At 48.1% G+C, this 26,509-nt stretch carries 26 protein-coding genes, 1 tRNA gene and 1 pseudogene; 7 read left to right on the top strand and 21 right to left on the bottom strand.

Features of this window, described 5'->3' with window-relative positions:
• Position 1 precedes the first annotated feature (1 nt).
• From rplN to rplD, 10 genes are read right to left on the bottom strand one after another with little or no spacing between them, the layout of a single operon-like run.
• Positions 2 to 370, bottom strand: coding sequence for a 50S ribosomal protein L14 (gene rplN, locus NQX30_02835; GenBank protein ID MDM5147309.1), 369 nt, complete (start codon positions 368 to 370; stop codon positions 2 to 4).
• Positions 367 to 630 carry a 30S ribosomal protein S17 gene (rpsQ, locus tag NQX30_02830; protein MDM5147308.1) on the bottom strand — a complete coding sequence of 88 codons (264 nt, stop codon included), beginning with the start codon at positions 628 to 630 and terminating at the stop codon, positions 367 to 369. Before rpsQ ends, rplN begins: the two co-directional genes overlap by 4 nt.
• Entirely contained in the window at positions 627 to 836 is a 210-nt protein-coding gene (rpmC, locus tag NQX30_02825; protein MDM5147307.1) for a 50S ribosomal protein L29, read from the bottom strand. Before rpmC ends, rpsQ begins: the two co-directional genes overlap by 4 nt.
• A gap of 10 nt (positions 837 to 846) precedes the next feature.
• Entirely contained in the window at positions 847 to 1,263 is a 417-nt protein-coding gene (gene rplP / locus NQX30_02820) for a 50S ribosomal protein L16 (protein MDM5147306.1), read from the bottom strand.
• Complete coding sequence (gene rpsC, locus NQX30_02815) at positions 1,241 to 2,158, bottom strand: 30S ribosomal protein S3 (protein MDM5147305.1); 918 nt, start codon at positions 2,156 to 2,158, stop codon at positions 1,241 to 1,243. Before rpsC ends, rplP begins: the two co-directional genes overlap by 23 nt.
• A 3-nt stretch (positions 2,159 to 2,161) precedes the next feature.
• Positions 2,162 to 2,506, bottom strand: a complete 345-nt coding sequence (gene rplV / locus NQX30_02810) for a 50S ribosomal protein L22 (GenBank protein MDM5147304.1) — start codon at positions 2,504 to 2,506, stop codon at positions 2,162 to 2,164.
• Positions 2,506 to 2,790 (bottom strand): 30S ribosomal protein S19, encoded by a 285-nt coding sequence (gene rpsS / locus NQX30_02805; GenBank protein ID MDM5147303.1) that lies wholly within the window; start codon positions 2,788 to 2,790, stop codon positions 2,506 to 2,508. The genes rplV and rpsS overlap by 1 nt, the downstream gene beginning before the upstream one ends.
• A gap of 4 nt (positions 2,791 to 2,794) precedes the next feature.
• Positions 2,795 to 3,628, bottom strand: coding sequence for a 50S ribosomal protein L2 (gene rplB / locus NQX30_02800; protein MDM5147302.1), 834 nt, complete (start codon positions 3,626 to 3,628; stop codon positions 2,795 to 2,797).
• Positions 3,628 to 3,939, bottom strand: coding sequence for a 50S ribosomal protein L23 (gene rplW, locus NQX30_02795; GenBank protein ID MDM5147301.1), 312 nt, complete (start codon positions 3,937 to 3,939; stop codon positions 3,628 to 3,630). Before rplW ends, rplB begins: the two co-directional genes overlap by 1 nt.
• Complete coding sequence (rplD, locus tag NQX30_02790; GenBank protein ID MDM5147300.1) at positions 3,936 to 4,559, bottom strand: 50S ribosomal protein L4; 624 nt, start codon at positions 4,557 to 4,559, stop codon at positions 3,936 to 3,938. The genes rplW and rplD overlap by 4 nt, the downstream gene beginning before the upstream one ends.
• Before the next feature lie 43 nt (positions 4,560 to 4,602).
• On the opposite strand from rplD, the gene NQX30_02785 reads away from it, so the two are divergent.
• Positions 4,603 to 5,991 (top strand): FAD-binding protein, encoded by a 1,389-nt coding sequence (locus NQX30_02785; protein ID MDM5147299.1) that lies wholly within the window; start codon positions 4,603 to 4,605, stop codon positions 5,989 to 5,991.
• Positions 5,992 to 5,998: 7 nt separating this feature from the next.
• Positions 5,999 to 7,051, top strand: coding sequence for a glycolate oxidase subunit GlcE (gene glcE / locus NQX30_02780; GenBank protein MDM5147298.1), 1,053 nt, complete (start codon positions 5,999 to 6,001; stop codon positions 7,049 to 7,051).
• A gap of 162 nt (positions 7,052 to 7,213) precedes the next feature.
• Here glcE and rplC read toward each other — a convergent pair.
• The 6 genes and pseudogenes from rplC to rpsL all read right to left on the bottom strand — a co-directional run bounded on the left by rplC (position 7,214) and on the right by rpsL (position 12,406).
• Positions 7,214 to 7,816 (bottom strand): annotated as a pseudogene (gene rplC, locus NQX30_02775) (50S ribosomal protein L3).
• Positions 7,817 to 7,818: 2 nt separating this feature from the next.
• Positions 7,819 to 8,157, bottom strand: coding sequence for a 30S ribosomal protein S10 (rpsJ, locus tag NQX30_02770; GenBank protein ID MDM5147297.1), 339 nt, complete (start codon positions 8,155 to 8,157; stop codon positions 7,819 to 7,821).
• 5 nt (positions 8,158 to 8,162) lie between these two features.
• Positions 8,163 to 9,353: an elongation factor Tu gene (tuf, locus tag NQX30_02765; protein ID MDM5147296.1), complete on the bottom strand. Its 1,191-nt coding sequence runs from the start codon at positions 9,351 to 9,353 to the stop codon at positions 8,163 to 8,165.
• 68 nt (positions 9,354 to 9,421) lie between these two features.
• A complete protein-coding gene (gene fusA / locus NQX30_02760; GenBank protein MDM5147295.1) occupies positions 9,422 to 11,518 on the bottom strand; it encodes an elongation factor G in 2,097 nt (698 codons plus the stop codon).
• A 27-nt stretch (positions 11,519 to 11,545) separates the two neighbouring features.
• Positions 11,546 to 12,016, bottom strand: coding sequence for a 30S ribosomal protein S7 (gene rpsG, locus NQX30_02755; protein MDM5147294.1), 471 nt, complete (start codon positions 12,014 to 12,016; stop codon positions 11,546 to 11,548).
• Positions 12,017 to 12,031: 15 nt separating this feature from the next.
• Positions 12,032 to 12,406: a 30S ribosomal protein S12 gene (gene rpsL, locus NQX30_02750; protein MDM5147293.1), complete on the bottom strand. Its 375-nt coding sequence runs from the start codon at positions 12,404 to 12,406 to the stop codon at positions 12,032 to 12,034.
• 526 nt (positions 12,407 to 12,932) lie between these two features.
• Between rpsL and NQX30_02745 the strand changes: the two genes are divergently transcribed.
• The 5 genes from NQX30_02745 to NQX30_02725 all read left to right on the top strand — a co-directional run bounded on the left by NQX30_02745 (position 12,933) and on the right by NQX30_02725 (position 16,668).
• Positions 12,933 to 13,008: transfer RNA gene (locus NQX30_02745), tRNA-Thr, on the top strand.
• Positions 13,009 to 13,054: 46 nt separating this feature from the next.
• On the top strand, positions 13,055 to 14,083 hold the full coding sequence (gene queA, locus NQX30_02740) for a tRNA preQ1(34) S-adenosylmethionine ribosyltransferase-isomerase QueA (GenBank protein MDM5147292.1): 1,029 nt from the start codon (positions 13,055 to 13,057) through the stop codon (positions 14,081 to 14,083).
• On the top strand, positions 14,067 to 15,170 hold the full coding sequence (gene tgt / locus NQX30_02735; protein ID MDM5147291.1) for a tRNA guanosine(34) transglycosylase Tgt: 1,104 nt from the start codon (positions 14,067 to 14,069) through the stop codon (positions 15,168 to 15,170). Before queA ends, tgt begins: the two co-directional genes overlap by 17 nt.
• Before the next feature lie 8 nt (positions 15,171 to 15,178).
• The gene (locus tag NQX30_02730) at positions 15,179 to 15,787 is read left to right on the top strand and encodes an electron transport complex subunit RsxE (GenBank protein ID MDM5147290.1); all 609 of its coding nucleotides are present in this window, start codon (positions 15,179 to 15,181) and stop codon (positions 15,785 to 15,787) included.
• Positions 15,763 to 16,668, top strand: a complete 906-nt coding sequence (locus tag NQX30_02725) for an isocitrate lyase/phosphoenolpyruvate mutase family protein (protein ID MDM5147289.1) — start codon at positions 15,763 to 15,765, stop codon at positions 16,666 to 16,668. The genes NQX30_02730 and NQX30_02725 overlap by 25 nt, the downstream gene beginning before the upstream one ends.
• A gap of 29 nt (positions 16,669 to 16,697) precedes the next feature.
• On the opposite strand, the gene kdsA is transcribed toward NQX30_02725, so the two are convergent.
• The 5 genes from kdsA to NQX30_02700 form a co-directional block, all read right to left on the bottom strand.
• A complete protein-coding gene (gene kdsA / locus NQX30_02720; protein MDM5147288.1) occupies positions 16,698 to 17,504 on the bottom strand; it encodes a 3-deoxy-8-phosphooctulonate synthase in 807 nt (268 codons plus the stop codon).
• A complete protein-coding gene (locus tag NQX30_02715) occupies positions 17,501 to 19,120 on the bottom strand; it encodes a CTP synthase (GenBank protein MDM5147287.1) in 1,620 nt (539 codons plus the stop codon). The genes kdsA and NQX30_02715 overlap by 4 nt, the downstream gene beginning before the upstream one ends.
• 69 nt (positions 19,121 to 19,189) lie before the next feature.
• The gene (coxB, locus tag NQX30_02710; GenBank protein ID MDM5147286.1) at positions 19,190 to 20,410 is read right to left on the bottom strand and encodes a cytochrome c oxidase subunit II; all 1,221 of its coding nucleotides are present in this window, start codon (positions 20,408 to 20,410) and stop codon (positions 19,190 to 19,192) included.
• A gap of 42 nt (positions 20,411 to 20,452) precedes the next feature.
• Positions 20,453 to 23,863, bottom strand: coding sequence for a UvrD-helicase domain-containing protein (locus NQX30_02705; protein ID MDM5147285.1), 3,411 nt, complete (start codon positions 23,861 to 23,863; stop codon positions 20,453 to 20,455).
• Positions 23,748 to 26,387: a PD-(D/E)XK nuclease family protein gene (locus NQX30_02700; GenBank protein ID MDM5147284.1), complete on the bottom strand. Its 2,640-nt coding sequence runs from the start codon at positions 26,385 to 26,387 to the stop codon at positions 23,748 to 23,750. The genes NQX30_02705 and NQX30_02700 overlap by 116 nt, the downstream gene beginning before the upstream one ends.
• Between the last annotated feature and the right edge of the window lie 122 nt (positions 26,388 to 26,509).

Below are 26,509 nucleotides of genomic sequence, written 5' to 3'. Positions count from 1 at the left end.
TTTAAAATACCTCCGGTGCCAGTGAAACGATTTTCATAAAACGATCAGTGCGTAATTCGCGCGTTACTGGTCCAAATACACGAGTTCCTAAAGGGTCTTTACGATTGTTAAGTAGTACAGCGGCATTTTTTTGGAAACGTAGACGCGAACCGTCAACACGACGAACACCGTGTACTGTGCGTACGACAACAGCGTCGTACACTTCACCTTTTTTCACCCGTCCACGGGGCGTTGCCTCCTTAACGCTCACTTTAATAATGTCACCAATGTGAGCGTAACGGCGGTGAGAACCGCCAAGCACTTTAATACACATTAATTTTTTGGCACCAGTATTGTCCGCCGATCCTAAAACAGTTTGCATTTGAATCACGACTTCTCTCCACCAGTGACTTGAATCACTCGCCATGATTTGGTTTTGGAAACTCTCGGAATTTCTTCAATAACTACCGTATCACCAAGGCGACAGGTATTTTCAGCATCGTGCGCTTGCACGCTATTGTGGCGGCGAATTACTTTTTTGTACAGTGGATGCTGCATTTGTCTTTCAATGCGAATGCGTGCAGTTTTGTCGGCAAGATTGCCTACGACTACGCCGCGCAAACGGCGCTTGACTGTCTCTTTGCCTATCATACTTTATTCTCCTTTTCACGCAAAATAGTTTCCACTCGCGCCACATCACGGCGAACACGACGCAATTCGCTGCTTTTAGTGTTTTGTTGTGCCGCTTTTTGCACTCGCAAGTTAAAATGCTCACGGCGCAATGCGTTCAATTCTTCTCGCAAGCCGTCAATTGCTTTTTCCCTTACCTCTACTTTTCTGCGTCCAATCTGACTCATTGCAGTTTTCCTATTGCTCTTCGCGGCGATTGACAAAACGTGTAGCAAAAGGCAATTTTGCAGCGCCCAAACGAAAAGCCTCACGCGCCGCTGCCTCGCTCACACCTTCCATTTCGTACAATATTTTGCCTGGTTTAACTTCAAAACACCAAAACTCTGGATTTCCCTTACCACTACCCATACGTACCTCAACCGGTTTTTTACTTACCGGCTTGTCAGGAAATACCCGTATCCACACTTTACCAGCGCGCTTAACGGAACGAACAATTGCTCGCCGCGCGGATTCAATTTGGCGAGATGTCAACTGACCGGTGACGGTAGCTTTCAGACCGTAATCACCAAAGTTTATTTTACAACCGCTGGTTGCCATGCCGCGATTGCGGCCTTTTTGTACCTTGCGATACTTAGTTCTTGCCGGTTGCAGCATCGCTTTCCTCTGTTTTTTCTATTTCGATTTGTGAAGCCACATTTTCTTTTGGTGCGGAAGATGTTTCAGCAGAAACTTCCTCACCACTCTTTTCAGTAACGGGTGATTCAATGACAACCTCGTTAGCGACTTCAACCGTACCACTTTCTTTAGCAACAACAGCTTCAACTACATCAGGCGCTTCAATAACAGCAATGCTACCCTCGTCAGCGGTAACAATTTCTTCTTCCACGCTTTGTGCGGTGTATTTAGATACTCGAGCTTTGCCAAATTTGTCGCCACGCGACACCCAAACTTTAATGCCAACCACACCCATGCTGGTTTTAGCTTCGGCACAGCCGTAGTCAATATCATTTTTCAATGTGTGTAAAGGCACTCGCCCTTCGCGATACCATTCCGTACGAGCAATTTCTATACCGTTCAAACGTCCAGCACACATAATTTTGACACCTTCTACACCTAAACGCATGGCACTGGCCATTGCCCTCCGCATAGCACGACGAAACATAATACGCCGCTCTAATTGGGACGCAACATTAAGTGCAATAAGTTTGGCGTTTGCCTCTGGTTGGGAAACTTCGCGAATATCTACCGACACATCATCCACACCAAATAGCCGACGTAAGTCAACGCGCAACCGATCAATACCTTCACCTTTTTTACCGATGACCATACCAGGCCTAGCAGAATGCACAATCACTCGAACTGCCCGCATTGTTCGTTCAATTTCAACGTGACTAATATTTGCCTGAGGATAATTGGTGCTTACATGGCGTCGCGCTTGCGTATCTTTAATAACCATCTCGGCAAAATCGCGCCCTTTGGCAAACCAGCGAGATTTCCAATCGCGGCGCACCGCAAGACGAAAACCAATTGGATTAACTTTGCGCCCCATGTTTTATTTCCCTTCCTTAGCTGCCAGTTGAATTAAAACATGGCTACGTCGCTTATTAATACGCGACACTCGGCCACGCGCACCAAACCGAATTCGTTTTATTGTCATCCCGTCCGTCACTTCAATACGCGCTACATACAAAGCATCAATATCAGCACCAGCGTTTTCTTCAGCATTGGCAATGGCTGAACTTAACCCTTTGCGCAAAATGGCAGCAGCTTTTTTGCGACTGAATAGCAAACACTCCATAGCTTTACCGACATTCATACCACGCACTTGGTCGGCAACTAGGCGACCTTTTTGTGGCGACAGTGGCGCGTTGCGAATAATGGCACGAGCAGTTTGCATTATCTGCCTTTCTTTGCCGACTTATCGCCGGTAGGATGACCACGAAATGTGCGAGTAGGCGCAAATTCACCAAGCCTTTGCCCCACCATATTTTCAGTGACAAAAACCGGCACGTGCTGACGACCATTGTGAACACCAATAGTTAGCCCAACAAAATCAGGGGTAATCATGGAACGGCGAGACCAAGTTTTGATAGGTCTACGATCTCGAGTTTCCTGTGCTTTTGATACTTTACGCGCTAGATGATGATCCACCATGACGCCTTTTTTTATTGAGCGTGTCATATATTTATCTCTTCCGTGCGTGCCGGCGTGACACAATCCATTTATCTGTTCTCTTGTTTTTACGTGTGCGGTAACCCTTCGCCGGTTGTCCCCAAGGACTTACCGGAATTTTGTTGGATTTACTACGACCCTCACCGCCGCCCATAGGATGATCTACCGGATTCATCACCATGCCACGCACGTGAGGTCTGCGCCCGCGCCAACGTACCACACCAGCCTTGCCAAGCTTGCGCAAAAAATGCTCTTCATTACCGCTGGCTCCGATAACGGCACGACAATCGGCACGTACTCGCCGCGTTTCACCGGACTTAAGACGCAACATAGCGTAATCCCCATCCAAAGCCACAAATTGGGCGCTGATACCAGCAGCCCGAGCCAACTGTGCGCCATGTCCAGGACGCAATTCTATACAATGCACTGTCACCCCTACTGGAATGGCAGATAGTGGTTTAGCATTACCAAAACGGATGGGAGCATCAGCACCGCTTTCAATTCTATCTCCCACAGCCACTCCTTGCGGTGCGATAATATAGCGCCGTTCGCCATCAGCATAAAGCAACAACGCTAAATGCGCGCTACGATTGGGATCATATTCCAACCGCTCAACACGCGCTGGAACCCCATCTTTATCCCGCTTAAAGTCAACCTGCCGATAGTGGCGACGACTACCGCCACCACGATGCCAAGCGGTGATGCGTCCATGATTGTTTCGCCCTGCTGTTTTACGTTTCTTTTCTAACAAGGGACCGCAAGGGTTGCCTTTGTGTAACCCCGGCGTTTTGACGCGCACCATGCCGCGCTGGCCTGGAGTATTCGGTTTGGATTTAACCAGCGCCATTATTGCAGCTCCGCAAAATTAATATCATAACCTTTGGCCAAGCGAACATAGGCTTTTCTCCACGAAACTCGACTTCCCGAAGAGTGACGACGACGCCCCATCTGATTAACGGTTTTACCGTTCACATTGGTAACGCGAACTTTTTCTACTTTAACCTCAAACATTTTTTCTACCGCACGGCGAATTTCATCTTTACGAGCACTAGGAAGCACACGAAACACTGCTGTGCGGTGCCGGTCTCCAGCTTCCGTACTTTTTTCGGAAATCACCGGCGCACGAATGATGCTCATGAGTCGGGCACTACCAGTCATTGCCATTTCTCCTCTGCCCACTGCAAGGCACGCTGGGTAAACACAATCTTATCGGCGCCAATCATCAAGGAAGGCAGCAAACAAGAAATCGGACACACATCAGCAAACGGCAAATTGCGCGCCGACAGCTCTACATTGTTGTCAATTTCAGTATCCACTAACAACACTTTGCCCTCAATATTCATATCCTCAAACACTTTGATCAACGCTTTAGTTTTAGGCGTTTTCATTTCCATTGACTTGACAACATGAAGACGCTCTTCACGACACAATTGTGACACTGCCATCGCCATCACAGCGCGAAACATTCGACGCGGCACCTTCTGACTAAAATTTTCATCAACACGAGAAGGAAACGCCCGTCCTCCACCAACACGAATCGGGCTGGATGACATACCGCCGCGGGCTCGGCCTGAACCTTTTTGGCGGAATAATTTATGAGTAGAGTGATGCACTTCCGCACGAGTTTTTTGTGCTCGCGTGCCCTGCCGAGCGTTGGCAAAATGCGAGCCCACGACTTGATGTACTAATGGCGCATTATAAGGACGCGACAAAAAAGATTCTTTCACCTGAAAAGTTTCCGCCTTACCACCACCAAAATTAACCACTGACAATTCCATTATTGCACCTGCTGTCGCTTGACGGCGGGGCAAATCACAAGTATTGCTAAACCCCGAAGATTGTAAGCCTTTTGAAGCCGATGGATTATTAATGTTTCGCTGTCTACCGGCGGCAGTGGCATTGCCTAGTAATGAAGCAGAGGTTATCCGCGTTGTGAATTGCTGCCGTGAAGCCGGTGTCCCACTGGTGACGCGCGGTGCTGGAACGGGGCTATCAGGCGGTGCGCTACCGCATGCCGATGGCGTGTTATTAGTGCTTTCGCGACTTAACCGTATTTTGTCAATAGACCCATTGGCACGAGTGGCGCGGGTGCAACCTGGAGTACGCAATTTGGCCGTCAGCGAGGCTACTTACCCATTCGGATTGTTTTATGCCCCCGACCCCTCATCACAGTTGGCGTGTTCAATCGGCGGCAACGTCAGCGAAAACTCCGGTGGCGTGCGTTGTCTCAAATATGGACTCACCGTTCATTGTGTAATCAAAGTTCGAGTGGTTACCGCTGACGGAGAAGCGGTGGAAATTGACAACACCGAACAAGGATTTGATTTGTTGGCGTTACTACACGGTAGTGAAGGCTTGCTCGCAGTTGTCACCGAAGTGTGGCTGCGACTATCACCATTGCCGGAAACGACTTGTACCGTGTTAGCGGGTTTCCCGTCGGTCAAGGCGGCAGGAGATGCCGTTGCTGGCATTATCTCCTCCGGCATCACGCCATCTGGTCTGGAAATGATGGACCAACTGGCCACCCGTGCGGCGGAAGATTTTGCCGCAGCTGGATATCCCACCGACTGCGCCGCTTTACTCATCGCAGAAACCGACGGTCGGCGAGAAGATGCCGAGCGTGACATGGAAAATTTGCGCAAGGTGTTAACTACGCATGGTGCCACTCCCATTCGAGCAGCACGCGACGAAACCGAACGCCAATTATTTTGGAAAGGTAGAAAATCGGCATTTCCTGCAATGGGAAGCATTCGCCCCAACTACTATTGCATGGACGGCACTATTCCGCGTAAGCGACTCGGAGATGTGTTAAATAATATTGCTGCCTTGTCGACACAGTATGGATTACCGTGCGCTAATGTTTTTCACGCCGGCGACGGCAATCTGCATCCGCTTATTATGTATGATGACGATGTCAGCGGCGAGGCCGAAAAAGCTTGCCAATTTGGCACCGACATTATGAATTTGTGTTTAGATGTCGGCGGCACAATCACCGGCGAACACGGCGTGGGTGTGGAAAAAATAGACGGCATGTGTACACAGTTTACGCCACCAGAATTGCAAACCTTTCACGACATCAAGCACGCTTTTGACCCACTTGCTTTTCTCAATCCGGGCAAAACGGTTCCCACACTCAACCGATGCGCTGAATTCGGTCACATGCATGTTAAAAGCGGTGAGGAAAAGTTTTCTACTTTGCCAAGATTTTAATTTACCCATGAAAGAAACCATTTCACACATTGCCGAACGCGTTACCGCCGCTGCCTCTACAAAGCAACCATTGTCTTTGCGCTGCGGCGGTAGCAAAGATTTTTATGGCAACCCCGCAATGGGTGAAACGCTGGACATATCGTCGCTATCGGGCGTAAGTTCCTACGAAGCTAGCGAGCTATATATCACCGCTGGTGCTGCAACGCCGCTGGCAGAAATAGAAACGTTACTCGCCGAAAATCAGCAGATGCTGGCTTTTGAACCACCGCATTTTGGTGAAACGGCAACAATAGGAGGCACGTTGGCGTGCGGTTTTTCTGGCCCTCGACGCCCAGCTGCCGGAGCATTACGCGACCATGTACTGGGTGTCGGTATGATTAATGGTGCGGGAGAAGTTTTGCGATTTGGTGGTACCGTTCTAAAAAATGTCGCCGGATTTGACGTTTCACGATTGATGGCAGGCTCCTTAGGGACGCTCGGCATCATCACCGATGTGACTTTTAGAGTAACGCCGAAACCGGAAGCAGAATTAACCACGGTGATGGAATGCGATGAAATGATAGCCATTGACAGTACCAACCGTCTACTTGCGCAGGGTTCACCTATTACCGCCAGTGTCTGGCACGATAACTTGTTGTGGCGCCGCTTTGCCGGCGGCACTGAGGCGGTACAGCGTGCAGTGTCCGAGGTTGGCGGTGATATAGAAGATAAAGCAACCGCATTTTGGCAATCAGTACGCGAACAGACACATCCATTTTTTGTTGGCAATAACAATTTGTGGCGAACCATGGTGCCCGCAACGATGCCGGTTGCAGCAGGCGATGAATTAATTGAGTGGCACGGTGCAGTGCGTTGGCAACGAGGAAGCGCAAAATCAGCGCAGGAAGCGGCAGCAAAGGCCGGCGGTTCGGCAACATTATTTCGCACCACCCAATCAGAGACAACCGAACGTTTTCCACCGTTAGCTCCACCTATTGCCAAAATTCACCGCAATCTCAAAAAGGCATTTGACCCACATGATATTTTAAATCGCGGACGAATGTACGATTTTTCTAGTTAAAGCTAATAAGCGGCAACTTAACCCGCTGCACCATTTCCATTAAAGTATCACCATGAAAAAACAAACATCCGATACTCGCATCGGGTTATTTATAGGCGTTGCTGGCATATTAATATTGTCACCAGATGCACTTTTGCTACGGCTATTTGATGGTGAAGATTTAACTCTCCCACCTGGCGCACCTGGAACGGCACCGCCAATTAATAATAATTCCCGTCCGGCATCTACGCGCACAACTTGCAAATTTTGTGATGTGCGACGCTTATTACCTAACTGACCTGGCATTTTTTTTCCTGGAAATACACGACCAGGATCTTGACATTGACCGGTTGAACCCGGCTTTCTATGAGCTCTTGAATTACCGTGAGATGCTCGATTGGAACTAAAATGATGACGCTTGATAACGCCAGCAAAGCCTTTTCCCTTACTCACTCCAGAAACGTCTACGTATTGGCCATCCGCAAATAACGTAGCGCCAATACTATCACCAGCCTTTTTTTCCTCCGGCCAAACTGCACGAAATTCACAAAGTGTCTGTGCCGCACCAACTTGGTATTTTGCCAAATGCCCTTTAATTCCCGAAGACAATCGATGCGCACGACGCTCACCGTAAGCCACCTGCACAGAATCATAACCATCACACTCAGTTGTTTTTTGCTGCGCCAACCGATTGCCTTTAACGTCAATCACAGTAACTGCCACAGCCTTACCTTCTTCTGTAAAAACACGAGTCATACCAATTTTGGTTCCAATTAGCCCTAACATGGTCATGTCGACAACACTTTAATATCAACATGCACACCAGCCGGCAAATCCAAATTGGTCAACGCACTAGTTGCCTTATTGCTCAAGTCAATAATATCTAAAAGCCGACAATGTTCACGTATTTCAATTTGCTCCCGCGAACTTTTGTCTTTGTGAGGCGAGCGCAACAAATCGTAGCGACGACGACGCACCGGTAATGGCACTGGGCCACAAACTTTTGCGCCAGTGCGTTTGACCGTATTGACGATACTCTTTGTAGACTCGTCAATGAGACAGTGATCAAATCCCATCAATCGAATGCGAAATTTAGGATGCGCTACCGTTTGTTTTTTTTCAGCCATATAAATTATTCCAAGATTTTAGTAACGACACCAGCACCCACGGTCTTGCCACCTTCCCGTATCGCAAAACGCAAACCTTCTTCCATCGCGACTGACGTTATCAACTCCGCCGTTAACGATACGTTGTCTCCCGGAACCACCATATCTACTCCCTCTTTCAACCTCACCGCTCCTGTCACATCCGTCGTCCGAAAATAAAACTGTGGGCTGTATCCCTGGAAAAATGGAGTGTGGCGACCACCTTCTTCCTTGTTCAATACATACACTTCCGCCTCAAACTTCTTGTGCGGCAGAATACTACCCGGCTTCGCCATCACCTGGCCTCGCTCTACCTCTTCTCGCTTCGTCCCTCGTAACAACAAGCCTACGTTATCGCCCGCCTGACCGTCATCCAACAGCTTACGAAACATCTCCACTCCCGTACATATCGTCTTTGCCGTATCTCGTATCCCTACTATCTCTATTTCTTCTCCTACCTTAATCTTCCCACGATCTATCCGACCGGTCACCACCGTTCCACGACCCGATATAGAAAATACGTCTTCTACTGGCATTAAAAATGCACCGTCTACCGCTCGCTCCGGCTCTTCAATATACGTATCTAATGCTTCCGCTAATTTCCGAATTGAACCCAAACCTATATCACTATCCTCACCTTCCAAAGCTCTCAACGCTGAACCGGTAACTATCGGAGTGTCATCTCCAGGAAATTCGTATTTCGTCAACAACTCCCGCACTTCTATTTCTACCAATTCTAATAATTCCTCATCATCCACCATATCCGCTTTATTTAAATACACCACAATACGCGGCACACCAACCTGACGAGCCAACAATATGTGCTCGCGCGTTTGTGGCATCGGACCATCAGCAGCACTCACCACCAATATCGCCGCATCCATCTGCGCCGCTCCTGTTATCATGTTTTTTACATAATCTGCGTGACCCGGGCAATCCACATGAGCATAGTGACGATTTGCCGTTTCATACTCTACGTGCGACGTATTAATCGTTATCCCTCTCGCTTTCTCTTCTGGAGCATTATCTATCTGGTCATAACCACGCGCCTCACCGCCATACTCTTTAGACAATATCGTCGTCAACGCCGCCGTCAGTGTTGTCTTTCCGTGATCTACATGACCTATCGTGCCTACATTCAAATGCGGCTTTGTTCGTTCAAATTTATCTTTTGCCATCTTTCTTTCTCCTTATTCAAAAAATCTTGCAGAACACAGATTAGATGAAAAACTAAACATACCACTCATTATGCCGCTCCTTTTGCAATATCCGCTGCCACATTATTTGGCACTTCGGAGTAATGTTTAAATTCCATGTGATAGGTCGCGCGCCCTTGAGTTAACGAACGCAATTGAGTGGAATAACCAAACATTTCCGACAATGGAACATCGGCATCTACTGCTTTAGAACCAGGCATAATGTCATTCATCCCTTGAATCATACCGCGCCGCGAGTTAATATCGCCCATCACATCGCCCATTTTTTCTTCTGGCGTTTCCACTTCAACCTTCATTACCGGCTCCATGAGAACAGAATTGGCTTTTCTCATACCATCGCGAAAAGCCATAGAAGCCGCCATACGAAAAGCTTGTTCACTAGAGTCCACATCGTGGAAAGAACCATCAAACAGTGTTACTTTTACGTCAACTACAGGGTAACCAGCCAAAACACCGGACTTCATCGTGTCCACAATACCTTTTTCCACTGCGGGGATGTATTCTTTGGGCACTGCACCACCTTTAATCTTATCAATAAACTGAAACCCTTCACCATTCTCAAGCGGTTCCATTTTGAGCCAGACATGACCGTATTGACCACGCCCACCAGTTTGCTTAATAAATTTTCCTTCAATTTCTACTGGCTTGCGAATCGCCTCACGATAAGCCACTTGCGGACGCCCAACGTTAGCCTCCACGTTAAATTCGCGCCGCATGCGATCAACGATAATTTCCAAATGTAATTCACCCATACCAGAAATAATTGTCTGCCCAGACTCTTCATCACTACGCACTCGGAAAGATGGATCTTCGTGCGCCAAGCGACCGAGGACAATTGACATTTTTTCTTGATCAACTTTAGTTTTCGGCTCAACAGAAACGTGAATCACTGGCTCTGGAAAAACCATTTTCTCCAATACAACAGGCGCATCTGCCGCACAAATAGTCTCACCCGTAATGCCTTCTTTCAAACCCACTGCAGCAGCAATATCACCTGCTCGTACTTCTTTAATTTCCTCACGCGTATTGGCATGCATTTGCAAAATACGACCAACACGTTCTTTGCGTCCGCGCGACATATTGAGCACGGTCCCTCCTGACTGCAAAGTCCCCGAATACACGCGGAAAAATGACAACTGCCCTACATACGGATCGGTCGCTACTTTAAATATAAGACCAGCCATCTTTTCCTCGTCATTAGCTAGGCGCGTAACTTTATTTTCTTTTTCGTCAATACCAGAAACCGGCGGCATATCAGCAGGTGATGGCAAATAATGAATGACTGCATCCAAAAGTGCCTGCACTCCCTTGTTTTTGAATGCCGTTCCACACAAAATCGGAACAATTTCATTAGCAACGGTACGCATTCGAATTCCTTGACGGATATTTTCTACCGACAAGTCACCCTCACTCAAATACAGCTCCATCAATTCTTCAGAAGATTCCGCCACCACTTCTAATAAGTGCTCACGCCAAACAGTCGCTTCTTCAACCAAATCCGCAGGAATTTCTTCAGTGCGGTATTTCGTCCCCATATTTTCTTCTTCCCAATAAACGGCATGCATTTCAACCAAATCCACCACACCCTTAAAGCTGTCTTCTGCTCCAATTGGCAATTGAATGGGCACAGGCACCGCCCGCAAGCGGTCTTTAACTTGCCCTCGCACTCGGTGAAAGTTAGCTCCCACTCGGTCCATTTTATTAACAAAAGCGACTCGCGGCACTTTGTATTTGTTTGCTTGCCGCCAAACCGTTTCAGACTGAGGTTGCACTCCGCCAACAGCACAAAAAACTGCGACAACACCATCAAGAACCCGCAAAGAACGTTCCACCTCAATGGTAAAGTCCACGTGTCCCGGTGTGTCAATGATATTAATGCGGTGTTCCGGTAAGCTACCGTTCATGCCACACCAAAAACAGGTAGTAGCCGCGGATGTAATGGTAATACCACGCTCCTGCTCTTGCTCCATCCAATCCATCACGGCAGTGCCTTCGTGCACTTCGCCTATTTTGTGGGAAATTCCGGTATAAAACAAAATCCGCTCAGTTGTCGTCGTCTTACCCGCATCAATGTGAGCCATGATGCCAATATTGCGATACAAATCAATGGGGACTTTTCTAGACATAATATTTGCGATATAAAACCAAGTAAATTAGTATCGAAAATGCGCAAATGCTTTATTTGCGGCGGCCATTCGGTGAGTGTCATCACGTTTTTTTACCGCCTTACCTCTACCCCCAGAGGCTTCCACCAACTCATTAGAAAGATTGCGGCTGGATGACTTTTCGCTTCCGGCGCGCATTGCAACACAAATCCATCGCATAGCTAGAGCAATCGCACGATCAGCGCGAACTTCAATTGGAACTTGATAGTTAGCACCACCCACACGGCGACTTTTCACTTCTACCTGTGGGCGAACATTTTCAATAGCTTCCTCAAAAACCTCAATTGGATTACTACCACGACGTTTTTCAATATCACTAAGCGCGCCATATACGATGCGCTCTGCAACTGATTTTTTGCCATCCACCATCATGACATTAATAAATTTTGACAACCGACCACTACCATAGCGTGGATCTGGCAATATTTTTCTTTTAACAGCAACTCTGCGACGTGACATAAATTTTCCTAAAAGTTATTCCTTGGGCTTTTTACTGCCATATTTAGATCGTCCCTGTCGACGTTTCTCCACCCCCGAAGTGTCAAGAGAACCGCGAACCACGTGATAACGCACTCCCGGCAAGTCTTTGACTCGTCCGCCGCGCACCAAAATCACCGAATGCTCTTGTAAGTTGTGACCTTCGCCACCAATGTAAGAAGTAACCTCATAGCCGTTGACCAACCGCACCCGCGCCACTTTTCGCAAAGCAGAATTAGGCTTTTTAGGCGTAGTCGTATAAACGCGCAAACACACACCTCGCCGTTGCGGACAATCTTCTAATGCCGGAGACGCTGACTTGTATACCTTTGAGCGCCGCGGTTTTCTTGTTAACTGATTAATTGTTGGCATATTTTTTGTTTTCAACAAAAGACATCTTTACTAAATTTGGCGCTACCACTGGCAGAAACCGTTTCCTGCCTTATCTTTGGGCAGGTTTTGGATTATAGCATAGTAAAAAAAACCTAAGCAAGTATTACGAGCCAATTTATAACTCTCTAATCTCAAAAATATTGCAGCACCTGTTGTAAAACCTGCCGACTTTAATGTCCCTCACTTATCTTATATTTTCAAAAAACTGAATTGACTAATTACTAGCTCTTTTTTGCGTTTTTTATTTTTGCAAATGTGGAGTTCTTAGCACTTTGCCATCTAAGTTTAGCTATTCATTACAGTAAATTCACATAACAATCGAAAAAATACTACAACACGTCACTCCATTTCCTTGATTTACGTTAAGTTTTCGGAAAACATAAAAAATACGGTTTTTATCTGTTTATTTTTCTGTTTGTGGTTGCACCTCATCGCTTATTTTTAACAAATTTAAACAGCAATATAGTCTCGCTGCTACTAGGCGTTAAGATAGAATCCCGCCGACGCTGTTGTAGCTCAGTTGGTAGAGCAACTGATTCGTAATCAGTGGGTCGGAGGTTCGATTCCTCTCAACAGCACCATTTGTTTCTCGCCTATTTTTTCTAACATTTGGCGTTTTTTACCTCTATGAATTCGCTGAACTCTTTTGATTTTAACTTACCTCCGGCACTAATCGCGCAACATCCGCCCCATGACCGTGACGGCGGCAGGCTTCTGTCTTTACATGACAATACAACTGCTATTCATCGCATCAATGCGTTACCTGCTTTATTGCGTGCTGACGATATTCTGGTAGTAAACGATTCCCGTGTACTACCCGCTCGGTTACATGGACAAAAAAACAGTGGTGGTAAAGTAGAAGTACTTGCCGAACGCTTTTTAAACCATAGCGATGTGCTAGCGCAAGTGCGCACTTCCAAGCCACTACGCGCCGGCGCACGGGTAAACGCCGGTGGTGATTTTGTAGTGTGCGGACGGCATGGAGATTTTTATCAATTACGCGCGGTCAATCGTCAGGGAGCTGCCGTTGACGCACGACGGCGTTTTCTGCGGCGAGGCGAAACACCACTGCCTCCTTATATTAAGCGTTTGCCAGATCCCACCGACCAAGCACGATACCAAACCGTTTTTGCCCGCCACAGCGGTTCGGTCGCGGCACCAACCGCGGGATTGCATTTCACATCTGATTTACTTGCTTGTCTGCGCACTCGCGGAATTGATATTGTCCGAATTACACTGCATGTGGGTGCCGGTACATTTCAGCCGTTGCGGCAAGGACTTACCACCGACAAACTACATGCCGAACGCTATACCGTAAGCGCCACGGCTGCTGCCCGCATTAACACCGCAAAAAAACTTGGTCGCCGTATTATTGCGGTTGGAACTACCGTTTTGCGAACACTAGAAGCGGCGGTAGATAATGGCAAATTACGCGCAGGAGACAATGAGACAACATTGTTTATCAAACCCGGTTTTAACTTTCGCATCGCCGACATGCTATTTACCAATTTTCATTTGCCGCGCTCATCACTGCTAGTGCTGGTGTGCGCCTTTGGTGGCAGTGAACGAATCATGTCCGCCTACCAGCTAGCGGTGCAACAGAAATTACGCTTTTACAGTTATGGCGATGCCATGCTACTTGACCGTGCACTTTGAAACGCTTACCACATGCGGCATGGCACGGCGTGGAGTTGTTCATTTGCCGCGCGGCGACATCCAAACGCCAGCTTTTATGCCGGTGGGTACGCTGGGACAGGTCAAAAGTATTCCACCGCACGAATTGGCAGCGACGGGATTTGACATTATGCTGTCTAACGCCTTCCACTTGTGGCTACGCCCCGGTGAAGACATTATCGCCGCCCACGGCGGCTTACACGGTTTTGCTGGCTGGCGGCGACCGATATTGACAGATTCCGGCGGCTTTCAACTATTCAGTCTACGGGAGCGAATAAAAATTACCGAAGAAGGCGCTTGCTTTCGCTCTCCACACAATGGCGACCAACGTCAACTCACACCCGAAGGCTGCATGAATATTCAACGTGCGTTGAACAGTGATATTGTTATGGTATTAGATGATTGTCCGCCCACTGGCGGTGATATGGTCGCAATCAATAATTCCATGCAACGCTCCATGCGTTGGGCACGACGCTGCAAGCAAGCTCACAGCGATAATCCAGCGGCACTATTTGGCATCGTACAGGGTGGCGTTTTTCAATCATTACGCGACGAATCTACTGCCGCATTGATTGATATAAATTTTGACGGTTATGCCATTGGCGGTTTAGCGGTTGGCGAAGAAAAAGCCATCATGAACGACATTGTTACCGCTACCGCAGCACAGCTTCCCACCGACAAGCCGCGCTATCTGATGGGCGTAGGGACGCCTGCCGATATCGCCCGCGCAGTTGCCGCTGGTATGGATATGTTTGACTGTGTATTGCCTGCCCGAAATGCCCGTAACGGCACCGCATTCACCACTACAGGAAAAATAAAATTACGCAATGCCTGCCATCGCCATTCACTGATGCCGTTGGACGAAAACTGCTTGTGTCCAGTGTGTCGTCGCTATTCGCGCGCATATCTACATCACTTATTAGCAATTAACGAAATGCTGGCAGCACGTTTAATGACACTCCATAATTTGGCACACTATCGTACACTTATTTGCCGTCTGCAAGCTTCGATTGATACTGGCAAGCTAGCAGAAACCGTACGAGATATTGAAACCGTTGAAACAAAATAAGTAATAATATGACAATGTCTACGCCGGTTATTCCTCTCAAAAATATCACTACTAACCGCGCTGGCGACAACGTAGTTATGGTGCGCTTACTGGCACTATGCCCCATGTTAGCGGTTAGCGTTTCCACAACCGCCGCCGCTACACTGGGCACGCTAACATTGCTGGTCATGGCATTTTCTGGTGTTACGGTATCGTTACTGCGCCATTCACTTCCTGCTGGAGTGCGACTGCCAATATTTTTAATTATTGTCGCCGTACTGGTTGCTATCGTTGATATGAGTACGGAGGCATTAGCACCAGAAATGCATCGCCGGTTAGGTATTTTTCTACCTCTCATTGTCACCAATTGCGCTGTACTAGCACGGTTAGAATCTTTTGCTTCCAAACAGCCACCACTGGCTGCATTGATAGATGGCGTGAATAGCGGTGCCTCTTTGCTAGTGGCAATTGTAGTGCTGGCGGTAGCACGCGAATGGCTAGGCACCGGCGGGTTAGCGCCGATTATTGACGCCAGCAATGCGCCACTGCCTTCAGCATTACTACCAGCAGGCGGCTTTATGCTTTTTGGTCTGATGCTGGCAGCTGCACGTAAATGCGGACTCAATACCGCACCTTAAAAACAATGCTATCCGATGCGCCATCTCCTTTATCAACTAAACTAAAAGCCCAATCCAACAAAGCGGGCTTTTTCCGCACTCTGCATCAAAAAGGCAATCCTTTCGTACTTGCCAATGCTTGGGATATCGGCACAGCACGAACGCTCGCTGGTATAGGTGCACAAGCGCTGGGGACCACCTCAGCAGGCCACGCTTTTACGCTAGGACTTGCCGATATGGGAAATGTCCGACGCGAAGAAGCCATTGCCCATGCAGCACAATTGGCGGCAGCCACGCCGTTGCCGATCAGTGCCGATTTGGAAAATGGCTACGGTCACCGTCCAGAAGATGTAGCCGAAACAGTGCGGCAGGCGACAGCAGCAAGACTTGCCGGATGCTCGGTTGAAGATACCATGCTACCCGATTCTGCACCGTACGCCTTTGATGATGCTGTCAACCGTATTGCAGCAGCTGCCCAAACTGCGCGAGCGGCAACGGACGATTTTGTACTAACCGCCCGCGCCGACGGCATAATGAATGGTCACTACGACGTGGATGAAGCCGTACGCCGCCTGCGTGCTTTTGCGGAAGTTGGTGCGGATGTTTTGTATGCTCCTCTGCTGCCAACTATGGAAACAGTTAAGCACCTATGCGACACCCTATCGGCGCCAATCAATGTGCTGGCGACCGGTACACTAGCTACTTATCGTGTTACCGACTTTGCCAGCATTGGAGTGGCGCGCATCAGCTTAGGTGGGGGCTTGGCTCGCGTAGGCCATGCTGCGATTGTGCAAAGCGCTAGGTCTATTCTGCAAGACGGTGATTTATCATCATTGCAAAATGGTGCGGATGGCGATGAAATAGATGCACTACTAAAAAAAGGTACTGACGCGCAAAATTAATCGGTATTTAAAACCTATCCGCCCGTTAATTAATGTGTTTGTCGTGCGCGGTCAATAGCAGTAATTGAACGCAATAAGGCATCCATCTGGTCAAGTGGCCACTGGGTGGCAGCATCGGAAATTGCCTGTGACGGATTGGGATGAGTTTCCACAAACAAACCGTTTACGCCTACCGCCACTGCTGCTTGCGCCAATGGCAACACCATTTCACGAGCACCACTACTTTTGCCATCGCCAGCGCCGGGAAGCTGTGCAGAATGAGTGGCATCAAACACCACTGGGCAGCCGGTTTGCCTCATGACAACCAGCGAACGCATATCAGCAACAAGATTGTTATAGCCAAAACTAGCGCCGCGCTCACACAACAGCACATCTTTTGCTCCAGCCACTTGTGCTTTGGCGGCAATATGAGTCATATCTTGCGGTGCTAAAAACTGCCCTTTTTTAATCAAAACGGCGCGGCCGGTCGCAGCACAGGCACTGACAAGATCGGTTTGTCGACACAAAAACGCTGGAATCTGCAACACATCTGCCACTTTTGCCACTTCTGCCGCCTGTGTTGGCCAATGCACATCCGTCAGTACCGGCAATGACAACTCATCGCGTACAGCCGCCAACAATTGCAAGCCCGTTTCCATACCCAACCCGCGTGGCGCATCGCCAGCGGTACGATTAGCTTTATCAAAAGAAGATTTGAATATCAACGGAATGTTGTGAGCGGCGCATATTTTTTTGAGCGTTGCCGCCGTATTCATAACCATTTCTGATGATTCCATAGCACAAGGGCCAGCAATAAGAAAAATCGGCGCCGACGGCAAAAAACTAGGTAGTGTCACCGTTTACTGTGCGCGTGTGCAGCGTCAATAAAACTGACAAACAGTGGATGCCCCGTCAGCGGACTGGACGTAAATTCGGGGTGAAATTGGACTCCAACATACCACGGGTGTGCGGGAATTTCTACTGCTTCCACCAATCCGTCCGCGTTTTCACCACTGATAATCATACCGGCTTCCTGCAACTGTTCCCTATAAATATTATTGAATTCATAGCGGTGACGGTGACGTTCTTCCACTTTGTCAGCACCATAAATACTGGCGAGTCGCTCACGCAGTAAACACACTTCACCGCCCAGTCGCATAGTCCCTCCCAAGTCGCTAGCCGCCTCTTTGCGATTACCGACACGGTCTTTCCACTCGGTAAGCAACGCGATAACCGGGTGCGGTGTTTCGGGCATCATTTCGGTACTGTGGGCGTTTTCCAAACCGGCACAGTGACGTGCACAATCAATGACTGCCATTTGCATACCGATGCAAATACCCAAAAAAGGCGTTTTGCTCTCACGTGCATAACGAGCGGCGGCGATTTTTCCGTCTATGCCACGTAAACCAAAACCACCGGGAATCAGTACTGCGTCATAATCACTAAGTACAGAAGCAGCATTATCATCACTAAGCTGTTCAGCGTCCACATAACCAATGTGAGTACGTCGACCAGTGTGAACGCCAGCATGATTCAACGCTTCAGTCAGCGATTTATAAGAATCCGGAAGCTCCATGTACTTGCCCACCATGGCAATGCGCACTTTGTCGCTGGCGGCGGTATCGCGATTTGCAAATTCTTGCCACGCCGATAAATCCGGTGACTGCATATTATGCAACCGCAAGGTTTTGCCGACAGCACTGTCAACACCAGTTTCCGCATACAGTAGCGGCAACGTATAAATGTTGTCCACGTCGGGAGCAGCAAACACATTATTTTCAGCAACATTACCAAACATGGCGATTTTTCGCAGATTATCAGCCGACAGCGTTTTTTGACAACGGCAGAGCAAAATGTCTGGCGCAATACCAATTTGGCGTAAATCACGCACCGAATGCTGTGTAGGTTTAGTTTTATATTCACCGGCAACGCTGACATAAGGTAATAAGGTAACGTGTACAAAGCAAACATTGCCTTCTTCCTCTTCCAAGCGCATCTGACGGGCGGCCTCCAAAAAAGGCAGCGATTCAATATCGCCGACGGTACCACCAATTTCTACAATAGTGACGTCATCATCGGGTTCCACGGCGGCACGCATAAACAGTTTAATTTCATCGGTCACATGGGGAATCACCTGCACGGTATTACCCAGATAATCACCGCGCCGTTCTTTACGCAATACCGATTCGTAAATTTGACCCGTGGTGAAATTGTTAGCACGCTGCATGCGCCGCCCAACAAAGCGCTCATAATGTCCGAGGTCTAAGTCAGTTTCGGCACCGTCGTGAGTGACAAATACTTCACCGTGCTGGATAGGACTCATGGTGCCCGGATCTACATTGATATACGGATCTAACTTGATGAGATTGACGTTAAGTCCACGCGCTTTAAGTGATGCACCAAGTGATGCCGAAGCCACGCCCTTGCCCAGCGAAGACACTACCCCGCCAGTAACAAATACATATTTAGTCATTGGCAAGAATAACCAACAACATCAGCCAACAGAGAAGGGAAAGTGCCGTCTTGGAGGAAACGGAAAAAATCAGCGCGCCGCTTTAACATCATCGGGCGCCACCAAATCACCGGTGTTGTTGTCCCAAGCGTTGCGCTCATAGGTGACAATGGCGGCAATGTCCGCATCCGATAGATAACTGAAAGAAGCCATTGCCGTACCCGCTTTACCGCGTAAAACAATGTTGATGTGCTCGGCAACGTCACCGATAACAATGGGAGATTTTTTGAGTCCCGGAAATGCCGGTGGCAACCCTGTCCCATCAACCTGATGGCAAGCAGCACAGTTTATATCATAAGCGGCTTTTCCTTGTTGCATGGCGGTTTCCATTGTCCATTCTGCTCGTGGCACCTCTTCCGTAGCTGCAGTGACAGAAGATACATCACTCGCCCGCACCGGTTCTGCAGACGCATTATTAATACCTCCACCTTGTTCTTTCACCCAAACCAAATAATCTTCTTCTGACACGGCGCGCACAACAATCGGCATAAAGGCGTGATTTTTTCCACACAGTTCGGCGCACTGGCCACGAAACACTCCAGGGTGGTCAGCGCGAAACCACGCATCGCGCACAATTCCGGGAATAGCATCTTGTTTAACGCCCAATTGCGGCACCCACCACGCGTGAATAACATCACCAGCGGTCAGCAATAGGCGAATTTTTTTCCCTACCGGCACCACCATTTCATTGTCCACTTCTAACAGATAATTTTCTGATTGGGGATTGGCAATATTATTTGATTTGTAGTATTTACCACCAATTTCTTCTGGCGAGGTAGACAATTGGCTGTAAAAGAACACATTTTCATCCAAATAATCGTATGACCATTTCCATTGATAACCGGTGACTTTGATTGTCATATCGGGAGCGGATGTGTCTTTGTAATCAATAATAGTTTTAGTCGCGGGAAACGCCATGCCGATAATGATAAACATGGGCAATGCCGTCCAGATAATCTCCACAGTGGTATTTTCGTGAAAGTGCTCAGCCTTGTGACCAACCGACTTGCGGTGCTTGAAAATAGAATAAAACATCACGCCAAAAACCACTATGGAGATAGCTACGATAATCCACATCGCAAAAGAATTGAGCCACCGCTGTTCGGCGGCGATAGCGTTGGCCGGCTCCTGCATGCCAATTTGCCAAGCGGCAATAGCGTTAGACGTCACCAAAGCTGATACGACAGCAAAACAGCGACTCAATATTGAACCGGGAAAATTGGTAAAAAATCGGAAAGAGAGAAAATCCATTGTTAATCCAACGCATATTTTAACATAGGAAAATGGTAAAGACTATGTTAATTCCACCCAACCAGGCGGAATCATGGCGGGAAAATACAATGCTCCCCGCACCGGCTTATCCGAACGCAATTGACGCATGGCAGCAACGTAACGCTCCACCTGCGGGCGATACTGCCTCATTTGGCGATCATAAAACTGTTCTGTGGATTCATCATTTCGGGGTATAGATGTTTTGTAATCCACCACCCAGCAGGTACTGTCTTCTTCTACAAGCAAATCCAGACGAATATTGCCATATCCGCCTTTACCGTCCGCCACTGCCAACGCCATTTCTGAATCACGCCGCACCGCCGTACCGGCAAACAGCCACTGTCCGCGAGTATCCGACTGTACATTACTAATACACTGAAGCGCCTTTTGTGCTAGCTTCTCCCGATTATCAGGGTTAATACCAAGCTCCATCAATTCATCTTCTAACGTTGTTGATAACAGCTGAATCGGCCAGCCGCACATTGAAACCTGCTCTAACAATTGATGAACCAACACTCCCAAAGCGATGGCATCGTAGTCATGCTCGCCATCGTCATCGGCAAATGTAACGTTGTCAATAAAGCTGTCCGGCGGTGATGGCAATTGCCATTGTGCTGGCAACCGTTGAAGCGCAGTTTCTACTAGCAGCACGGCTGATGTGTCCGCCGGTGAGATGTTTTCCTCAACAAATTCCATCGTTGGGTGCAATGACTCCCACACACATGACAACAGACTACGCTTGCCGGGCGGCTGCCAACAACCAGCATCATCACGACACGTCTCACCGTACAAATACAGCCGTTTCCGCGCCCGAGTACAGGCAATATAAAGCAGGCGTGTTCGTTCCCAGCGTTCTTTACGTATGGCCAAATATTTCAGATAATTAAATAATGATGGCACCAAGTCATTAGCCGGCTGAGCATCCAACAGTAATGTTCCACTATGCGTTTGCCAGCGCAACAATTCATTGTCCGCACTACGGGGATGGCGGTGCAGCCCTGGCAAAATCACCGAGTCAAATTCCAATCCTTTTGCTTTGTGCATAGTCATTATTTGAACTCGGGTGTCGCCGCAAGAAGCCGGTGCTGCATAAAGCTTTTTTACTTCCTGCTCTAATAATTCTGCAGATGGTAGCCGCCCTCCGTCACAGTGTCGCTCTAGTAAATTCAAAAAATCCCGAGCATCCGCCTCATCGGCATCGTCCAATCCAACCACACCCCCCAGCTCAACCCACGCCGCCTCCACCACTTCGGCAAGCGACAGTCGCGCACGGGCTTCCAATGCCTGCCGCAATACTGGCAGCCCGCGCCGCAACACTTGTTTTCCATGCGCACTTAATTGTGCCGTACGCGTTGCGTTTTCTAGTGCTTCCAACAGACGAACTTCCTCACCCACACAGCCCAACTCCCACAAATCAGTGTTGTTCAGACCAAACCACGGCGTCCGCAACAAAGCTAGCCACGCAATACGATCTAAGGTATTGCTGATAGCGCGAGTGAGAATTAACAAATCCATAACTACGGCGCGATTAGAAAGCGCTTCCACCGCCTCTGCCCGCCATGAAATACCAACAGCAACCAACTCAGCTAAAATGGTTTCTAAATGCCCACGACTGCGTGCCAATATACCAATGCTGCCTTGCGGATATTTTTCCAGTAAAGCCTGCACTTGAGTCACAATAATACGTGCTTCACGGATACTCACATTAGCCGCCACTTCATCTTTTTGGCGCACAATTCCGACAACGCGTACTTCTGACTCCTCATTATCACCCTTCGCTGCTTCCGCCGGCTCAAACGGTGTTGCACCAATGTCTGGCTCTTCATCACGCGGGAAGGCTGCACCAAAAGTCTGATTTACCCAGTTTACTAACCGTGGTGCAGAACGAAAATTGCTTGACAAACTAAGTTGTTCGGGTAACAAGTCTCCCGCTTCGGCGGCAATGCCATGTTTTCGTGTGTGCAAATACAACGGTAAATTGGCACCACGAAATTGATAACAACTTTGCATCGGATCACCCACCAAAAAAACAGTGCGCCCGTCTCCTGCCTCCCAACCAGCAGTCAGCTTCGCCAGCAGTTCCACTTGTACCGATGACGTATCTTGAAATTCGTCCACCAAAATATGACGAATGCGATAGTCCAGTTTAAGTAACAAATCGGTAGGTGCATCGGCATTACCCAACGCCTGATTAGCTGCAAATGCGACGCCAGTAAAATCAATACAGTTTTTATCGCGAAATACCGCATCTAATTCTTCTGCCAGCGCAGGCAAAATAATAAGCAAATCATCGGTAGCAGGGTTATCACTACCGGGATCAGGCAGCAAAGCAACGGCAACGAGCAAGTCCTTTAAATCATCAGTTTGAGCGGGAGGCATTTCCCGCAACCTCTCCAACACGTCCTTCATTGCTTTCTTTTGTGGCGTTTTCGGTGGAAATCCTTCCTTCACCGTCAATTGTTTTCTCCATTTTTCGTCAGTGGTCAACAACAAAATTCGCAATTTTCGCCACTCCAACAGATTATCTGCATCGGCAGCTAACGATTGAATATTAATATCTTCATCTTTTTTTTCAGCACTAAATTGCATCAAAGGAATTAATATTTCACTTTGCATTTGTTTTGAAAAAACTAACGCCAGTGCATCGGCAGTACGCGCAAGATGAAAATCAGCCAACTGTCGCAACGCCTCTTGCCGACTGTGTGGCGATAGCATATGAGCTTGTGAAAATAACGACCATTGATCGCGCACGACAAGCAACCTCTCCATGTAATTACAAAAACGTTGCTGGTCATTGTGCAGCGGCGTCAAAATCCGCTCTAACGCTTTACTGAGCGCACTATCATCACCGTCCAACCGCAGCAACAATTGTCGGGCAGCACGATGAAACAATTCCGATGTTCTTTCGCTAATCGGCGGACAAGCACCCAGCCCCGATACGATTGGACATTGACGCACTAACCCAGAACAAAAGCCGTCTATAGTAACAATCGTCAATTGATTGGGAAATTCCAACAATCGCCATTTTTTTTCTTTGCTGCGTTGCATAACTTGGCAAGCAAGTGCATGCGTAGTAGCGGCAAATAATTCAGCCGGCGGCGGCTCGTCAGCACGTTGCAATGCCGCTATGATTCGCGCCCGCATTTCGCCGGCAGCTTTACGGGTAAAAGTCACACACAATATTTCTTCCGGACGTTCTACCACCGCAAGTAAAGCAAGCGCACGCTGGGTGAGTAGACCGGTTTTACCTGAACCAGCGGGAGCGCGCACATTAAAACTGCGAGCAATATCAATCGCCTCTTGGCGTGCTACCGCATCACGCATTATCAATCTCTTGTTGATAAAATTGATGACGCGCCAGCAATCGCAATCCGTTGTGGAGATACACTTCATCATTGCCAGTCGGCACAGCAACGCCAGCCATAAAATCATTGGCGAGCTGTTCTAGTGTCTTCTGCCAATATTGTTTTCTGTCCGCCCACAAACTTTTATCAGCTTTACCATCTTTTGTAAGCAAGGCACCGACAGTGATATAACGAACACGACTATGATGCACTTGTGCAAAAGCGATCGTGACTATCTGCTCATCCAATAACGCGTACAACGGTAATTGTGGTTCGCGCAACGGCTCTTCCCACACTTGGGTACTTTTAGGCGTTCCCGTTTTGTAATCTATAACTACCAATTGCCCGTTATCTAAAGCATCCACCCGATCCAACCGTATTTTTATATTAAGACCACAAAAATTCACCTCCTGCGCTTTTTCCACTTGTTCAATGGTAAAAGGCTGCCGCGTGTCTTCTATTTTTAGCCATTTCATCAACATTACCAAAGCACGCCGCTCTTCCATGTCACGCAATTTTCCACCAAGGTCGCCAACACGCTCACCCAGTACCGTGTCAAAACATTTATGCAAAATTGTTTTGAGCAATTTTTCACGCTCATCATCATCAATGCTTTGTAACTGCTCCCAACTTTTTATTTTTTCTTCCCAAAATTGTTTTAAGGCAACATGTAGATAATTTCCCCAATCTGCACTATCTAATCCCAATACCGCCGTTTCCAGAGGCATCGCCTGCAGACGATAGCGAGCAAAGGCACTAAATGGACAATTTAATTGCGCTTGCAAAATACCAACGCCGCCACGCGGTTTTTCTTTTTCTCCTACTTGTGGCGCATTACCGGGTTGCCACACTTCTAACGGAGTATGAGCATTTTGTATCCATTGTGTCCAGCGGTCTGGCTCATCGGGCAATGGCGGCAGTGGCGGCAGCGTGCTCACCGGCGCCCACAGAGCACACTCTTTGTCGCCATCAATTTGTGGCGCTGATGCCACAAAAACACGAGCACCACCGCGTAATTCTTTTAACGTTTGCAAAGCAACTTTTAACTCTTGTACCGCATTGCAATGTGGCATATGATGAGTAACTTGCAACCGCACTGGCAGCAATGGATGAGGTGCCGGTGCTGGTGGCCAACTGGCATCAGTGGCATCCAACATCCAAATTGCGTCAAACGGTTCCCCCGCCGCCTCTTGCGGCCCAAGTACATTAATGATGCCGCTTTTTGTTGGCTGTAGCACACGTGCTGTTTGGTCAACAAAAATGGCGAGTGCCCGCACCGCCGTACAACGGGGAAATTTACGAGAGTCATGTACAAAATCACGAAAAACAGCAGCCCAAGCCTCACTTGCACTGCCCCCTTGCCAAGACAGTACCCGCAATTGCACACTAAATTGTTCAGCCCACCCATTCAATGTATTTTGCGAAGATGCTGCCCGCCGCAATTCCATAAAATCGGCAAGTGCCTGATGCAATTGTTGTATTTGAATATTGTCTGGATATTTTTGAGCGCAATATTGTGATGCAGAAAGCAATCGTTCCGGTGTCAATGACGGCAACCGCAACGCTCGTAACTGTCGTTGCAACAATGCTTGAGCTACGCCGTCATCAGGTCCCCAACAACCGTCTTCTAGCACTCGATACAGCGTTTCGCTCTCTATGCGGCGAGCGTTCCAGTGCAACAAATCTAACGCTGTTTTAATTCGTGGCTCTTGTGTCAACGGCAGCGACATGCCAAACCGTAACGATGATTTTTCATTCCCATCCAACCGCAATTGTGCAGGCGCCAAAACTCGGATAAAAGCGCGCCGCAAATCGTTTTCATAAGCCGCAACATCGGCGACAACCAAAGCGATGCGTGCCGTCGATTGTTTTCGCAAATGTTGCTCCGCCCATCGCATTGCTGCCATACATTCCGCTTGCCTATCTTGTGCCACGGTATGAAATGCCGGCGTATCCTCATAAAAATCAGGCGTTGAATAAGTAACAGTAGAAAAACACGCCAGCAATCGTTTGTGTAAAGGATGAATATTTTCTTCTACCAAGCGCAATTGCGTTGCTACTTCCAGCTGCTGAGATTGAGTCGGCGTTTTAGTGAGTTCGGTAATTAATTGTAGTGCTGCCATTTCCAGCGTGATACCGTTGGCGGCAGCTGTTGCTTTTTGAAACTGTCGCGCCCATTGCTGAAATGCTTGCGTGTCTTCAGACTCACCAAATTGTATGTCTTCCACAGACACTTCAAAAAGCAAACAATACCGATAAGCCGCACGCGCCAATTCTGCCAAAACAGCAGCAGACAATACTTGCCGATGCTCACGATTCCACTGTTCTATAATTTGCCGCCACAACAATCGTTGTGCAAAATTAGATAGCACTGCTGGGCCGCCATGTTGCCGACGACGACGCTTCCACAATTCACGCACCCAGCCATCTAGAGTCATCACCCGCAATTGTGGGATTACTTCCGGTTGATTGTCATGCAGTTGCACCCACTCGTGGTTAATCGCTTGCCGCAACCGTTCTCGGGTAGTCAAAAACAGCCACTGCTGAGAATTACTAGAAAGCACATCGGCAAAAGTGGGCGCCAGTGTTTTTAGGCTGTAAAAATCAGTCATCAGCGGGATGTTACGGATGATAGCACGAATTTAGCGGACGAATCAGATACACTTTTGTACAAAAATTTATTTACCAAAGAATGAAAATACATTGATTAATGTTGATCATTCATTATCGTTAA

The sequence above is a fragment of the Candidatus Persebacteraceae bacterium Df01 genome (assembly GCA_030386295.1).
GTDB classification, from domain to species: domain Bacteria; phylum Pseudomonadota; class Gammaproteobacteria; order Tethybacterales; family Persebacteraceae; genus Doriopsillibacter; species Doriopsillibacter californiensis.
Note: the sequence above shows the minus strand (reverse complement) of the source record. Positions and strands in the feature narration are given on the sequence as shown.